The following is a 15,462-nucleotide window of genomic DNA, read 5'->3' as shown; positions in this document are numbered from 1 at the left end:
CCTCGCTAATTGCAGCGACAATGCTGTCAATCGACAACATCAACGTCATTTCCGGGCCGAAGTTCCTCGCCCCGCGGAGCTGCCCGCGCATCCGGAAATCCAGCCTGCTCAGAAAATATTGTGCAGTGCAGCAACCTTCCGCCGACTGACGCGTTTACGCAGGCATCACCGCCATCCCGGCTGCTGATTGGCGGAGACTTTCATGAGATCTATGTCCGACACGCTTGCGCGCCTTGCTGCGTTGCGAGGAACGCTTCGCCCCCGCCCCACGCAGGAAAATCCCGATCTGATCGCCCTGGACGCATTTGGTGCAAACCCGGGGGCTCTGGGAGGTTACATCTACCTGCCGTCGAAGCGCGCAAAGAACATGGCCCTGGTCACCGTCCTGCACGGCTGCACCCAGACAGCATCAGGCTATGACATCGGGTCGGGGTGGTCTAGGTTGGCAGAGGATTATGGTTTCGCGCTGCTGTTTCCCGAGCAACGAAGGGCAAACAATCCCAACCTCTGCTTCAACTGGTTTAACCCCGAAGATATACGCCGGGATCACGGCGAGGTCTTTTCCATTCGCCAGATGATCGCAAAACTCGTTGCGGAGCACAGCATCGACAGCAGGCGCGTGTTCGTGACCGGGCTTTCGGCCGGCGGGGCCATGACCGCCGCCATGCTTGCCACCTATCCGGAGATTTTTGCCGGCGGGGCCATCATTGCAGGCCTGCCCTATGCCAGCGCCGCGACCATTCCCGAGGCGTTCGACCGAATGCGCGGTCATGGCGGGCCGACCGCCAAAGAACTGCAACTGCGGTTGAAAAACGCCTCAAGCCACAAAGGCCCGTGGCCGACTTTGTCGCTCTGGCAGGGAAGCGCAGACAGAACCGTCGTGCCATCCAATGCGAATGCCATCGTGGAGCAATGGAGAAATATCCACGGCATCGACGCATCGCCGTCGCGCGTGGAAAATATCGGACGCCATCAGCGAAGGGTCTGGACCGATGCTCATGGGGTGGAGGTGATCGAGCTCTATACGATTGCCGGAATGGATCACGGCACGCCGCTCGACATCGGCACCGGCTACGGGGCGAGCGGCCCCTTCATGCTTGACGTCGGAATTTCCTCGACCGTCGAAATCGCCAGGTCCTGGGGCCTCATTCCCTCGTTTGAAAAGCGGCGCAATGCAAAACCCGCTGCTGCGCAACCGGAAAACGTCGCAGGTTCATCTGCCACGGGGGATGATCGCGGCGGCATTCAGAAGGTCATCGAAGACGCCCTTCGGTCTGCCGGGCTGCTGCGATAAAGCGACAGAACGGGAGCAACCTGGCTGCCATGCCATTCGCCGGGGCAACCGTCGAATCCAGCGAGATTGCAGCTATCGGTTCTGAGACTTGGGCAGCGGCCCGTTTTGATGGCTGAGGACGAGTTCGATCTGGACATCCTGCTGAAACTGCAGCACCCGCTCGCCGACGTCGCTCTCCGGCATCCCGGCGGCCAGAAGCTGATCGGCGAGCCTGCGGCATTCGGCCTTCCAGAATGCGATCGCATCCGCGCCATGTCTGCGGCCGAGTTCGCGGGCGCAGCGCTCGATATTGGCGGTTCCGGTTCCGGAGGGAAAAGCAATCACCACGCCTTCACTCTGGGCGGCGGGGCGGCAGGTCATTTCAGTAGCCATCGAACACAGGTTCCTTTGATCCTGTTCGTTGTCTACGGGACTATGGTTAATGCTTTCTATCGTTCGTCTCCGTTCTTTCGATGAAGCAGAATTTGCAGTCCACAACCGTCACACTGCCGCGTCTTCGACCTTGACGCCGGCACGGGGATGCGTCGACAGTCGGCATCACGTTCGACACTCCAGGCAGCAGAAACCACCGATGACGACAAGCGCTCCCCGCGATTTCCTGAAAAGCCTGTTCGATGCGGCGGTTCGCGCCGCCGATCCGCTGACCGGCATCAAGGCAAACCTGCCTGACAGGCCGAAGGGAAAGACCGTGGTGATCGGCGCCGGCAAGGGTGCTGCGCAGATGGCGCGGGCGCTCGAAAGCGTCTGGGACGGGCCGCTCGACGGTCTGGTGGTCACACGCTACGGCTATGGCTGCGACACACGCGACATCGAGATCATCGAGGCTGCCCATCCTGTTCCCGATGCGGCGGGACGTGCCGCGGCAAGACGGCTGATGGAGACGGTGAGTGGACTGACGGAAGACGATCTGGTGATCGCGCTGATCTGCGGTGGCGGCTCGGCGCTGCTGCCCGCCCCGCCGGTGGGGCTGACCCTCGAAGACGAGATTGCCCTCAACGAAATGCTGCTTGCCTCGGGCGCGCCGATCTCGGCGATGAACGTCGTGCGCAAGCATCTCTCGACCATCAAAGGCGGCAGACTTGCAGCGGCAACCAGAGCAAGGGTCGTCAGCCTGATCGTCTCCGATATTCCCGGCGACAATCCGGCCCATGTCGCCTCCGGGCCGACCGTGCCCGATGGTTCGACGCGGCACGATGCGCTTGAGATCGTCAAGCAATATGGATTGCAGCTGCCGCAGGCAGCCCTCGACCATCTGAACTCAGCCAAGGCCGATGCACCGCGGCCGGACGATCCGGTGTTTTTACGCCACGCGCGTCACATCATTGCCTCTGCCGGCGTGTCGCTGGAGGCGGCGGCCGCCCTGGCGAAGTCGCAGGGGATCGAGCCGGCCATCCTTTCGGATGCGATCGAGGGAGAAGCGCGCGACGTGGCGCAGGTGCATGCGGCAATCGCCCGCGAGGTGCTCGGCCGGAACAGGCCGTTTCCGAAACCGGTCGTCATCCTTTCCGGCGGCGAGACGACGGTGACGCTCCGCGCCAAGGGCGGCAAGGGCGGACGCAACGGCGAATTCGCGCTCGCCATGGCGCTTGCGATCGACGCACAGGAGGGCATTCATCTCCTTGCTGCCGACACGGACGGGATCGACGGCTCGGAGGATAATGCCGGCGCCTTTGCCGATGGCGGCACGGTCAAGCGCTTGCGCGCTGCCGGACTCGATCCGCGCCGGCTGCTCGACGGTAATGACAGCTATTCAGGCTTTGCAGCCGTCGGCGACCTCTTCGAAACGGGGCCGACCGGCACCAATGTCAATGATTTCAGGGCCATCCTGATCGCCTAAGATCCAGCGGATCAGGTCTCGATCCGCCCCTGCCCGACCAGCCAGTCAACCGATTCCTGCACCGCCTGCAGCGATGTATATCTCGGCGCATAGCCGAGCAGGCGCCGGGCTTTGGCAATCGAGCAATTCGGGCTGCGGGCGATATGCTCCCATGTCGCCTCCGCATCTTCGGCCGTCTGGCTTTCGGCCCAGGCATCGAATGGGGCGAAACTGAGCTTCGGCTCTCGCCCAAACCAGTGCGACATGGCTTCGGCATATCCACGCAGCGTCAGCGCCTGCTCCGACACTGCGTGGAAACTTTCGCCGGTCGACGCATTCCAGTTGGCGATCGCATCCATGAACATCGCCGCCACGTCATCGGCATGGACGTGATGGACCGTCTCCAGGCCGAAATTGGGCAGCGCCAGGGCGTCTCCGCAGGCAAGGGTCGAAAAGACCTGCAGGTTGAAATTGCCGGCGGGATTGAGCGGCGCCCATCCGCGACCAACGATGTGGCCGGGATGGATGACGGTCGCCGGAAAACCGCGAAGCCTTGCCTGCTGCAGCAGATAGGTTTCGATCGCCGCCTTCTGGATGCCATAGTCACCGAAGGGAGACTTGGGCGCCTCTTCGAGTGTCGGCACGGTGCTGGGGTAGCCATGGGTCCAGATCGTGCCGGTGTGCAGGAAATGACCGACATGCCCCGATAGCGCGGTCACCAGTTGCTCGGCACTCTCCAGCGTGAAGCAGATCATGTCGATGACGATATCGGCTTTCACGTCACGCACGGCCGGGCCGAAATCACCGGTCCGCTCCATCTCGGCGCGATCCATCCGGCGCTGGTCGACGGAGGCCCAGGCGCGGTTTTCCGTGTAGGGCTTTGCCGCGCCGCGGCTGATGGTGACGACGTCGTGCCCCGCCTCGACCAGACGAGGAACGAGATAGGTTCCGACATGGCCCGTCGCTCCGATGACCAAAACCCGCATTGTCGTTCCTCCCTTTGCATGATCCGCGCCGACTATGCTGCGCCCTGTCGCGATCCTGCAAGTGGTGTTTTCGCCAGGGAAGGGAAAGCGGCACGCTATCGATTTTTGAAAACAAGGCAGGTGCCGCCGTTGCTGCGGATCTGGTTGCAGAGGTTGTTGGCTTCCAGGCGCGTCTGCCGGCCGATGCGGGCGGCATAACGCGGGCGAAAGCCGAAGCTGCGATCGCGCTGGCGCAGGATCAGCGGCTGTTCCGTATTGAGCGGCGCAGGCAGATCCTGCACCGCATCGAGAAACATGCGCCGGGCCACCGCGACATCGGCGTTCGCCGCCAGTTGGACACCCCAGGGCGCCCAGTCGCCCTCTTGACGCCAGGGCGTGTCCTTCAACGTCCGGCGTTCGGCAAGCGCCACGCAGCCATCGAGAAAAGGTTTGTCCTTGTCGAGCGGGGCTGCCGCCGTTGCCGGCGGATTGTCCTTCCATTCCTCCACAGTATGGGCGGTGATCGCCATTACATAGCCGCGCGTCTCGTAAGGTAATCTTCCCGACGTAAGGTAAGCGGCAAGACCGTTTTCGCCGGCATTATAGGCGGCGGCGGCAAGACCGAGATTACCGAAACGATTGCGCAATTCGTCGAGATACTGCGCCGATTTCCGCAGTGCCTCCAGCACCTGATAGCTGTCTTCGAGACCGCGCAGTTTCGCCGTTCCGGGCATGAACTGGGCGATGCCCTGCGCCCCCTTGAAACTGACCGCGTCGGGGCGAAAGGTGCTTTCGCGCCAGATGAGGCGGGCGAAATAGTCCGGTGGCAAATGATTGGCCGCGGCGAAATGCTCGATCGCGGCGCAGAGATCGCGATTGAAACTGTCCTTGCGGATACAGAGCGTCTCGTTCGATCCCGAGGCCGAAGGCCCGGAATAGAGGCAGGCAGGCTCGGCATCGCTTCCTTCCGGCTGAGCTTTCGGCATGTCGATGAGGGAAAACAGAAAACAGAGCGAAAGCAGGGCCTTCGCCGATCTCCTCACCATGTCGGACTGACGCTTTCGCCCTCTCATCGGATCTCGGCAGGTTCGACTTCCATCGCGACGCTGATCCTAGATAGCATCGATCACGGCGCGACGCTTCCTGATTTCGGCAATGGCGCATGAAAAAGCCGCCGGGCCAATGGCCGCGGCGGCTTCCAGAACAGGCTTGAAAGCAGCGATCAGGCCGTCGGCTGCTTAGTCTTTCGGAGATAGGGCAGGACCGTATCGAAGGAGCCGAAACGCGTGATCGCGTCTTCGTTGGAAACCGCGGCGGTGATGATGACGTCATCGCCCTGGTTCCAGTTCGCCGGTGTCGCCACCTGGTGCTTGGCGGTCAGCTGGATGGAATCGATGGCGCGCAGGATCTCGTTGAAATTCCGGCCCGTCGTCATCGGATAGGTGAGGATCAGCTTGATCTTCTTATCGGGGCCAATGATGAAAACCGACCGCACGGTGGCGTTGTCGGCGGGGGTGCGGCCTTCCGAGCTCTCGCCGGCGCCGGCCGGCAGCATGTCGTAGAGTTTGGCGACCTTTAGGTCCTTGTCGCCGATCAGCGGATATTCGACGTCGAAGCCGGTGGCGGTCTTGATGTCGTTCTTCCACTTGGCATGGCTTTCCACAGGATCGACCGAGATGCCGATGATCTTGGCGCCACGCTTGGAAAAGTCTCCGGCAAGGCCGGCCATGGCGCCGAGCTCGGTCGTGCAGACAGGCGTGAAGTTCTTCGGATGCGAAAACAGGACGGCCCAGCCATTGCCGATCCAGTCATGGAAGCTGATCGGTCCCTGAGTGGTGTCGGCGGTAAAATCGGGGGCAATATCGTTGATGCGTAAGCTCATGGTCGGCCCTCCAAAGCCTTGTGTTAATTCTTGAGCATCTCAAATCGAGGCCATGGGATCCGTCCGCCGGAAGCGGTCGCTGGATTGCGGTCTTCAGGGTCGCGCCGGCCGAAAGTAAAAACGTCCCATCCCAGGATTTTCACTAAGCCATATATCACGATAACCGAAGGTACGCTCTTTCGATTTCAGGCCTGCGACGGCATTATTTTTCCGATGCATCCGAGTGATGACAGGGCCGATTTTTTACAATCGGCACTGTCAGAAACATCAGGCGTCCGCCCTCTCCCGCTTCAAGCCGCCTGAACGGTTTTGATCCTGTCGAGGCCGCCGACAACTGGCGCGAAATCGGCCCAGACGCCCTGCGCGCCCCTCTGCCATTCCTCGAAGACTTCCGGCTTCAACAGCTTGCCGCCATGGCCAAGCGCCGTTTCGACGGACTTTACCTCGTCGTCGACGATCAGCTGGTTGAAATAGGCGGCTCCTTCGCTGGAAGCCTGCTGGAAAACCGCCTTCTGCTCGTCATTCAGGCCGGCCCAGAAGGTGGAGGAATAATAGATGACGCCGGATGCCCAGATGTGGCCGGTCTCGGTCATATCGGGCACGACCTCATAAAGCTTGAAGCCGGCATAGGCCGATTTGGTCAGATCCATGGCGTCGGCGACGCCGGTTGCGAGCGCATTGTAGGTCTCGGTGATCGGAATGCCGATCGGCGTCGTGCCGAATGCGCTCCAGAGCTTGGTGTGAAGCGGGCTCTGGATGACACGGATGCGCTTGCCCTTGAGTTGCTCCGGCCTCGTCACCGGTTCCTTGGTCAGGAGATGGCGGGCGCCGTAATTGATGAAATCACCGACGACGAAATTCTGCGCCTGCAGTTTCTGCCTGAGATCGGCGCCGACTTCGCCGCCGACGGTTCTGCGCACATGGTCGGCATCGCGGAAAAGGAAAGGCAGATCGAGGATCTGCAGTTCGGGCGCCCAGCCGGAGAGCGACGACACCGTCGAAAGGCTCGCCTGGATCGAGCCGAGACGCACGCCTTCGGCCACTTCCTTCTCGCCGCCGAGCGCGCCGTTCCTGACGATGTTGAACTTGAACTGGCCGGGAAGCTTGGCTTCGACCAGTTCGCCGATTTTCACCCAGATCTTCGTCTCCGGCTTGTCGTCGCCGAGCAGAGAGGCGATCGTGATCGTCGTCGTGCGGGCGGCGGCTGTGCGGACAAAGCCTGGCGCCGCAAGCGCCGTACCGGTTAGAGCGGCGGTCCTCAGGAAGTTACGTCGGTTGAGATTTTTCATGGGATTGTCCTGTTCACTAGAAAATGATGGCCCAGGCGCAGAGGATTGCCAACGAGACCAGAAGGGCGAGCAGATAGGGAACGACGGCCCGGAAGAGTTCTGAGGCAGGAATGCGGGTGACGCCGCTGACAACGAAAATCAGCATGCCGAGCGGCGGTGTCAGCCCGTGGATCATCAGGTTGACGACGATAATCACGCCGAACTGGATGGGATCGATGCCGGCGGCAACCGCTGCCGGCAGCAGGATCGGGCCGAAGAGCAGGATCGCCGCGCCGATATCGAGAACGAGACCGACAGCGAGCAGAATGACGTTCGACAAAAGGATAACGGCAAGCGCGCTGCCGCCAAGCGCCGTCGTCAGATGCGAGATCAGCCCGGAGACGTCGTCGACGGCGAGCAGGAAAGCGAAGGGGCCGGCCGTGCCGATCAGCAGACCGATCGCCGCCGCCTCGACCGCCGCCTGGCGGAAGGCGGCATAGAGCGAGAGGATGCCAAGCCGCGCACCGATGCCGAGCAGCAACGTGTAGAAGGCGGCGAGTGCTGCCGCCTCCGTTGTCGTGACGATGCCGATGCGGATGCCGACGACGACGATGACCCCGAGCCCGAAGGCGGGGATCGCCTGGACCGCCGAATGCCAGCGCTGCCTGACGGTCGCGCGCGGCAAGGTCACCTGCTCGCGCACGGTCAGATGGATGGCGACAGCCAGGCATATGGCCATCAGCCCGCCGGCGAAGAAGCCGCCGACCAGCAGCGCGCCGACAGAAAGATTGGTCGCCGAGGCAAGGATGAGAAAGGCAATCGACGGCGGGATGATGTTGTCGAGAACCGATGTCGAGGCGATAATCGCCGCCGCCTGCGCCGGGGGATAACCGTGCTTGACCAGTTCCGGCTGGAACGTCGACGCGCCGAAAGCGGCATTTGCGACCGAGGAGCCGGAAGCGCCGGAAAAGAGAACGCTGGTCAAAAGCGTCGTCTGCGCCAGCCCTGCCCGGCGATGGCCGACCATGGCGGCGGCAAAACGCACCAGCTGATTGGCCACACCTGATGCCGTCAACAGGCCGCCGGCAAGCAGGAAGAAGGGAATGGCGAGCAGCAGGAATTTCGATATGCCGGTGACGGTGGAGGAAACGATCGCCGGCTCCGGCAGGCTGCTGCCGAAGGCGATGACGACATAGGCTGCGGCGAGAAAGGCGTGCGGCAGCGGTGCAGCCAGCACCAGACCGATCGCCGCGATCAGCCCGAGGAAAATGCTCGGCGGCCAGTCGAGATCAAGCGAGATATGCGGGATGCCGGCATAGAGAGCGACACCGAGGGTCAGCGAAAGAGCAACCGCCAGGACCTTGCCTTCGGCGATGCGCTGCAGAAGCAGCACGATGAGGATCAGCGCGCCGCCGGCGCCGAGGAAGCCGAAGCGGATCCATTCCGGCAGACCGAGCGTCGGCGAGACGCCGCCGAGCATCGTCATGATTTCGCTGCCGCCGAAGGCGAGGATCAACGCCGAAAGCACGGTGAAGACATCGGCGCCGATCCGCGTCACCTTCTGCAGGCTTTCGGGCAGCATCCTGACGAAAACATCGAGGCGCATGGCAAGCGCACTGTTGAGGCTGAGCGGTGCGCCGAGCGCAATCAGTGCCACATGCAGCCAGATGCCGAGATCCTCGGCGCCAATGAAGCCGGTGCCGAAGAAATAGCGCAGGCAGACGGTGACGAGCACCATGGCGAGCAGCACGGCGAGCACGAGCGCTGCGGCTATGCCGAGCACCGCCTCGAGCGCCCGCAGCGCCCGCGCCGCGATCCCGTCATCCCCGGCCCGCTCGATCGGATGAAATTCACTGGTGGCCAATAAACCTGCCTTCTTTCCCGAGGATCAGGCGCTGCCGACCTTCAAAAGATGGATGTCGAAAAGCGTAATGCCTTTTCGCTGAAACGGAGCGCTTCCTCAAGCGTCACGGGGCTGGAAAAATAAGCCGTCGACATCAGGTGTCGCACTGGGAAAACGCCTGAAACTGCAGCAGTTTGATTAATTTTTAGGCGTTAAAGTTGCTGCACATTTTTCAGGCTAAACCTTGCCAAAATTGCTGCGGCGCGTCATAAATATAGTCATGAAGCATCTCGATCTGACGATTCTGGTGATCGACGAAAATGCCATCCGCGCCTCCATCATTGAAGAAGGGCTGCGCGAGGCAGGGCATGTGCGCGTCACCGTCGTGCACGAGGTCAACGGCATCGCGCGGACCATCGAAACGCTGATGCCCGATGTGATCATCATCGATATCGAAAACCCCAACCGCGACATGATGGAGCATCTGTTCCAGCTGACGCGCACGGTTAGCCGCCCGATCGCCATGTTCGTCGACCGCTCCGACACGGCCTCGATCGAGGCTGCGGTCGATGCCGGCGTCTCCGCCTATATCGTCGACGGATTGAAGAAGGAACGCGTCAAACCGATCCTCGACATGGCCGTCAGCCGCTTCAACGCCTTCAGCCGGCTGCGGCGGGAACTTGCCGACGCCCGCTCGGCGCTGGAGGAACGCAAGCTCATCGAGCGCGCCAAGGGCATATTGATGAAGATGCGCGGCCTGTCCGAGGAAGAGGCCTTCGCCCTGCTGCGCCAGACGGCAATGAACGAAAAGAAGAAGATGTCGGAAATCGCCCAGAGCGTTGTCACTGCCGCGGGACTTTTGATGTGATCGCGGGCCTCCTAGAGCGGTTCAGCTTTTCACGGAAGCGCAGAACCGCTCTAAGCTTTTGTTTTAACGCAATTCCGGACGGAAAACCGCTTCGCACTTTTCCTGGAATTGCTCTAGATTTCCGGAGGAAACCGGAGTGGATATGATGACGAACATCGCCAGTTCCAGCGGCGGGCTGCCCTCGCCCGCGCATGTCAACAGTGAAGGGCCGAAAGTGTTGCGAGCCGGTTTCATTCCACTCGTCGATGCATCGGTGCTGATAGCAGCGGCGGAATTCGGCTTCGCGCAGAAGGAAGGCCTGACGCTCGATCTCGTCAAGGATGTCTCCTGGGCGAATGTGCGCGACCGCCTGGCGTTCCGCCAGTTCGACATCGCCCATATGCTGTCGCCGATGCCGGTCGCCTCCATGCTCGGCCTCGGCTCCAATCCCTCGCCGACGATCACGCCGTTTTCCCTTGGGCGCGGCGGCAATGCGATCACGCTGTCGACGCGGCTCTTCGACAGGATGCGGGATGACGCCGGATTGCCGGAAACGGCAAGCGCGCTCGACAACGCCCATGCTCTGGCCAAAACCGTCGCGGCGATGAAGGCGCGCGGCGAGCCGCTGCCGACCTTCGGAGTCACCTATCCTTTCTCCTCGCACAATTACGAATTCCGCTACTGGCTGGCGGCCGGCGGCATTAATCCCGACAAGGACGTCAAGCTCGTCGTCGTGCCGCCGCCGCTGACCTCGGATGCCCTGGCGGCCGGGGCGATCGACGGCTTCTGCGTCGGCGCGCCTTGGAACATGGTCGCCTCGGAGCGCGGTGTCGGGCGCATCGTCGCCGCCAAACAGGATATCTGGCCGTCGGCCCCGGAAAAGGTGATCGGCATGCGTCCGGATTGGGCGGAAAGCCATCCGGAAACCGTTTCCCGGCTGATCGTGGCGCTCGACGCGGCAGCCCGCTGGTGCGACCGGCCGGAAAATCACGACGCGCTGGCGACAGCGCTTGCCGATCCGCGCTATATAGCCGCCCCCGTCGGCATCATTCGCCGCGTTCTCGCCGGCGAATTCAGCCTCGACGCTAGGGGCAACCGGCGCATCATCGCCGACTATTTCCAGTTTCATTCCGGCTTCGCCAACTATCCGAGGCCAAGCCATGCGCTGTGGATCTACAGCCAGATGATCCGCTGGGGACAGGCCGAGCCCAGCCTCAACAAGGCGCGGGCGGCCGCCTCCGCCTACCGTCCCGATCTCTATCGCAGAGCGCTCGGCGACGCCAATGCACCTGATGATGCCGATATCCGCATCGAAGGCAATGACGAAGGCGATCGCTTCATGGACGGCCACGTCTTCGATCCGACGGAATTGCCGGACTATGTCGCGGGCTTTGCCGTCAAAAGCGCACTGCCCTTCGCTTCCCATAGCGATGAGACCTGATACATGCCGGCCTGCACAAAACGCCAGCAAAATTCGATGCCCGCCATCACCGCAACGCACAAAAGATTTGCACATTTTTTGGCAGCCGCAAAAACGTGCAGGCGGCCAATTCTTAAAAATTCTCTTTCTATTCAATCGCTTAAAGAAACAACGCCAAACTGGCACGCAGTTTGCAAGAGTACTAATGCACAGATCAATGGCGATCAGCGCAGTACGAGGGCGCAATAGGCGCTCTGAGAAGACCATGAATTCGGCGTCCAACGGCGGGCGCCACCAGCAAAGCCGCTGATCAGGATATTTCGCGCGCCTCGTGCATGCGCAGCCTGACCAGCGGCTTTTTGTTTTTAACCCCCCAGCAATGGATCGGCACGACCTTGTCGCGCCACGGAGAAGCCATGTCTGTCATCGAGAAAGCGCAGCCCATGTCCCCCGGCGAACCAGCCAAAGCATTGTGGATCTCCACGGTCGCCTTCACGCTCTGTTTCGCCGTCTGGACGATCTTTGCGATCATCGGCATCCGCATCAAGCAGGATCTCGGCCTGAACGAGGCGGAGTTCGGCTTGCTGATCGGCACCCCGGTCCTGACCGGTTCGCTGGTGCGCATCGTCCTCGGCATCTGGACGGGGCGTTATGGCGGGCGTCTCGTTTACACCCTCACCATGCTGGCCGCCGCATTGGCGACCTTCCTGCTCTCCTACGCCCAGACTTATACGCAGATGCTGATCGCCGGCCTCGGCGTCGGGCTTGCCGGCGGCTCCTTCGCGGTCGGTGTCGCCTATGTCTCGCCGTTCTTCCCCGCGGAAAAACAGGGCACGGCGCTCGGCATCTTCGGCGCCGGCAATGTCGGCGCGGCCGTGACCAAATTCGCAGCCCCCTTCGTGCTGCTCGCCTGGGGCTGGCAGTCGGTTGCCGAGATCTGGGCCGTCTGTCTGGCGCTGATGGCCATCCTCTTCTGGTTCACCACGTCAGATGATCCGGCCTTCCGTCTTCGCCGCGAGCGCGGCACCGCCTCCAAGAGCCTCGCCCAGGAATTCGCGCCGCTGCAGAACGTCCAGGTCTGGCGCTTCTCGCTCTACTATTTCTTCGCCTTCGGCGGCTTCGTCGCCCTGTCCCTGTGGCTGCCGCGCTATCTGGTCGGCGTCTACGGCTTCAACCTGGAAACTGCCGGCATGATTGCGGCCGCCTACTCCATCCCGGGCAGCATCTTCCGCGCTTTCGGCGGCGTGCTGTCGGACAAGAAGGGCGCACGCAGCGTGATGTATGCGATGCTGGCCGTCTCGGCCGTAGCCACTCTCATCCTGTCGCTGCCGGCGACGACCATCACGCCGGTCATCTTCATCGCCGTCATCTTCGTGCTCGGCTTCTTCATGAGCCTCGGCAAGGCCGCCGTCTACAAGCACATTCCGGCCTATTACCCTGAAAGCGTCGGCGCCGTCGGCGGCATCGTCGGCATGATGGGCGGTCTCGGTGGCTTCATCCTGCCGATCGCTTTCGGCCTCCTCAAGGACATGACCGGCCTTTGGTCCAGCTGCTTCCTGCTGCTCTTCGCAATCGTCGCGATCTCGCTCGTCTGGATGCACCTGTCCGTCAAGCAATTGTCGCGCCAGGGACCCTCTGAGCCCGTGGCTGCAACCTGATCTAAGGACTAGGAATTATGACAGAAAAACTCGTCATCATCGGCAATGGCATGGCGCCCGGGCGCATGCTGGAGCACCTCTTCGAACGGGCGCCCGGACGCTATGAAGTCACGATCTTCAATGCCGAGCCGCGCGTCAATTACGACCGCATCATGCTGTCGCCGGTTCTCTCTGGAGAGAAGGACTACGAGCAGATCATCATTCACGGTGACGGCTGGTACATCAAGCACGGCATCATGCTCTACAAGGGCCACAAGATCGTCAACATCGATCGCGATGCCAAGACTGTCACCTCCGATCATGGCGTCACCGAAAGCTACGACAAGCTGGTGATCGCCACCGGTTCCGTGCCCTTCGTCATCCCGGTTCCCGGCAAGGACCTGCCCGGCGTCATTACCTATCGCGATCTCGACGACGTGCAGGCCATGCTGCTTGCCGCCCAGTCGCGCGAAAAGGCCGTCGTCATCGGCGGCGGTCTTTTGGGCCTCGAAGCGGCGGCCGGCCTTGCCCAGCGCGGCATGGACGTCACCGTCCTGCACGTCATGCCGACGCTGATGGAGCGCCAGCTCGATCCCGCCGCCGGTTATCTCTTGCAAAAGGCGGTCGAAGAACGCGGCATCAAGGTCATCTGCAAGGCCAATACCAAGGCGATCATCGGCAACGGCAAGGTCGAAGGCATCGAACTCGACGACGGCCGCATCATCCCGGCAACCCTCGTCGTCATGGCCGTCGGCATTCGTCCGAGTGTCGGCCTGGCGAAGGACGCCGGCCTTGCGGTCAACCGCGGCATCGTCGTCGATGCCGGCATGCAGACCTCGGATGGCGATATCTTTGCGCTCGGCGAATGCGCCGAGGTCGGCGGCATGGTCTACGGCCTCGTCGCCCCGCTTTACGAGATGGCCCGCATTGCCGCAGCACATCTCTCGGACGACCGTTCGCCGGCTTTCGTGCATGCGGACACGCCGACCAAGCTGAAGGTCACCGGCATCGAGCTCTATTCGCTCGGTGATTTCGCCGATGGCGACGACCGCGAGGAGATCGTGCTGCGTGACGCCAGCGCCGGCGTCTACAAGCGTCTCGTGCTGAAGGACAACAAGATCATCGGCACCGTGCTTTACGGCGAGACCGCCGACGGCGCCTGGTTCAACGATCTGAAGAAGAAGGCGACCGATATTTCGGAGATGCGCGAGACGCTGATCTTCGGTCAGGCCTATCAGGGAGGGTCGCCGCTGGACCCTATGGCGGCCGTTGCAGCCTTGCCGGATGACGCGGAGATTTGTGGCTGCAACGGCGTATGCAAGGGCAAGATTACCTCGACGATCACCAGCAAAGGCCTGACGTCGCTCGACGACGTGCGCGCCCACACCAAGGCATCCGCCTCCTGCGGCTCCTGCACCGGCCTTGTCGAACAGCTGATGGCGCTGACCCTCGGCGATGGCTACAATCCGGCTGCCGTGCAGCCGATGTGCACCTGCACCGAACTCGGCCATGACGACGTTCGCCGCCTGATCAAGGCCAAGGGTCTGAAGAGCATCCCGGCCGTCATGCAGGAATTGGAATGGAAGACCTCTTGCGGCTGCGCCAAGTGTCGGCCGGCGCTCAATTATTACCTCGTCTGCGACTGGCCGGACGAATATGCCGACGACTACCAGTCGCGCTTCATCAATGAGCGCGTCCACGCCAATATCCAGAAGGACGGCACCTATTCCGTCGTTCCCCGCATGTGGGGCGGCGTCACCAATTCGAACGAGCTGCGCGCCATCGCCGATGTCGTCGACAAGTTCGAGATCCCAATGGTGAAGGTGACGGGCGGCCAGCGCATCGACCTGCTCGGCATCGAGAAGGAAGACCTGCCCGCCGTCTGGGCCGATCTCGGCAAGGCCGGCTTCGTCTCCGGCCAAGCCTATGCCAAGGGCCTGCGCACGGTGAAGACCTGCGTCGGTTCGGACTGGTGCCGCTTCGGCACCCAGGATTCGACCGGCCTCGGCATCCGCATCGAGAAATTCATGTGGGGCTCGTGGACGCCGGCCAAGCTGAAGATGGCCGTCTCGGGCTGCCCGCGCAATTGCGCCGAAGCAACCTGCAAGGATATTGGCGTGATCTGCGTGGATTCCGGTTTCGAGATCCATTTCGCCGGTGCGGCCGGTCTCGACATCAAGGGCACCGAGGTGCTCGGCCTGGTGAAGACCGAGGACGAGGCGCTGGAGCATATCGTGGCGCTGACGCAGATGTACCGCGAGCAGGCCCGCTATCTCGAGCGCATCTACAAATGGGCCAAGCGCGTCGGCCTGGAGGAAATCCGCCGCCAGATCATGGGTGATGCCGAGAAGCGCACGGCCTATTACGAGCGTTTCGTCTTCAGCCAGAAGTTTGCCCAGGTCGATCCCTGGTCGGAGCGTGTTTCCGGCAAGGACAAGCATGAGTTCAAGCCGATGGCGACGATCGGTTATCCGCAGGCAGCTGAATAAG

The 15,462-nt window shown here is 62.0% G+C and carries 12 protein-coding genes; 6 read left to right on the top strand and 6 right to left on the bottom strand.

The genetic code is table 11. The annotated features are described in order from the left end of the window. The first annotated feature begins 202 nt into the window (after positions 1-202). Positions 203-1,294 carry an extracellular catalytic domain type 1 short-chain-length polyhydroxyalkanoate depolymerase gene (locus CO657_RS07440; protein ID WP_054183259.1) on the top strand — a complete coding sequence of 364 codons (1,092 nt, stop codon included), beginning with the start codon at positions 203-205 and terminating at the stop codon, positions 1,292-1,294. Positions 1,295-1,366: 72 nt separating this feature from the next. On the opposite strand, the gene CO657_RS07435 is transcribed toward CO657_RS07440, so the two are convergent. After that, on the bottom strand, positions 1,367-1,666 hold the full coding sequence (locus CO657_RS07435) for a DUF6074 family protein (protein ID WP_054183260.1): 300 nt from the start codon (positions 1,664-1,666) through the stop codon (positions 1,367-1,369). A 199-nt stretch (positions 1,667-1,865) separates the two neighbouring features. On the opposite strand from CO657_RS07435, the gene CO657_RS07430 reads away from it, so the two are divergent. Beyond that, on the top strand, positions 1,866-3,131 hold the full coding sequence (locus CO657_RS07430) for a glycerate kinase type-2 family protein (RefSeq protein ID WP_054183261.1): 1,266 nt from the start codon (positions 1,866-1,868) through the stop codon (positions 3,129-3,131). An 11-nt stretch (positions 3,132-3,142) separates the two neighbouring features. Here CO657_RS07430 and CO657_RS07425 read toward each other — a convergent pair whose 3' ends face one another. From CO657_RS07425 to CO657_RS07400, 5 genes are all read right to left on the bottom strand, one after another. Continuing rightward, the gene (locus CO657_RS07425; protein ID WP_054183262.1) at positions 3,143-4,096 is read right to left on the bottom strand and encodes an NAD-dependent epimerase/dehydratase family protein; all 954 of its coding nucleotides are present in this window, start codon (positions 4,094-4,096) and stop codon (positions 3,143-3,145) included. A 95-nt stretch (positions 4,097-4,191) separates the two neighbouring features. Then, entirely contained in the window at positions 4,192-5,148 is a 957-nt protein-coding gene (locus CO657_RS07420; protein WP_054183263.1) for a lytic transglycosylase domain-containing protein, read from the bottom strand. A 149-nt stretch (positions 5,149-5,297) separates the two neighbouring features. Continuing rightward, complete coding sequence (locus tag CO657_RS07415) at positions 5,298-5,957, bottom strand: peroxiredoxin (RefSeq protein WP_012557459.1); 660 nt, start codon at positions 5,955-5,957, stop codon at positions 5,298-5,300. Between the two features lie 290 nt (positions 5,958-6,247). Then, a complete protein-coding gene (locus CO657_RS07405; protein WP_054183264.1) occupies positions 6,248-7,246 on the bottom strand; it encodes a TRAP transporter substrate-binding protein in 999 nt (332 codons plus the stop codon). Between the two features lie 16 nt (positions 7,247-7,262). Further along, a complete protein-coding gene (locus CO657_RS07400) occupies positions 7,263-9,089 on the bottom strand; it encodes a TRAP transporter large permease (RefSeq protein ID WP_054183265.1) in 1,827 nt (608 codons plus the stop codon). A 259-nt stretch (positions 9,090-9,348) separates the two neighbouring features. On the opposite strand from CO657_RS07400, the gene CO657_RS07395 reads away from it, so the two are divergent. The 4 genes from CO657_RS07395 (at position 9,349) to nirB (ending at position 15,461) form a co-directional block, all read left to right on the top strand. Then, positions 9,349-9,936 (top strand): ANTAR domain-containing response regulator, encoded by a 588-nt coding sequence (locus CO657_RS07395; protein ID WP_012557456.1) that lies wholly within the window; start codon positions 9,349-9,351, stop codon positions 9,934-9,936. A gap of 136 nt (positions 9,937-10,072) precedes the next feature. Further along, positions 10,073-11,356, top strand: coding sequence for a CmpA/NrtA family ABC transporter substrate-binding protein (locus CO657_RS07385; protein ID WP_197283890.1), 1,284 nt, complete (start codon positions 10,073-10,075; stop codon positions 11,354-11,356). A 395-nt stretch (positions 11,357-11,751) separates the two neighbouring features. Then, entirely contained in the window at positions 11,752-12,993 is a 1,242-nt protein-coding gene (locus CO657_RS07380) for an MFS transporter (protein WP_003587008.1), read from the top strand. Between the two features lie 17 nt (positions 12,994-13,010). Next, entirely contained in the window at positions 13,011-15,461 is a 2,451-nt protein-coding gene (gene nirB, locus CO657_RS07375; protein ID WP_054183267.1) for a nitrite reductase large subunit NirB, read from the top strand. The last annotated feature ends 1 nt before the right edge of the window (position 15,462 follow it).

The organism is Rhizobium acidisoli (genome assembly GCF_002531755.2).
GTDB lineage: Bacteria > Pseudomonadota > Alphaproteobacteria > Rhizobiales > Rhizobiaceae > Rhizobium > Rhizobium acidisoli.
Note: the sequence above shows the minus strand (reverse complement) of the source record. Positions and strands in the feature narration are given on the sequence as shown.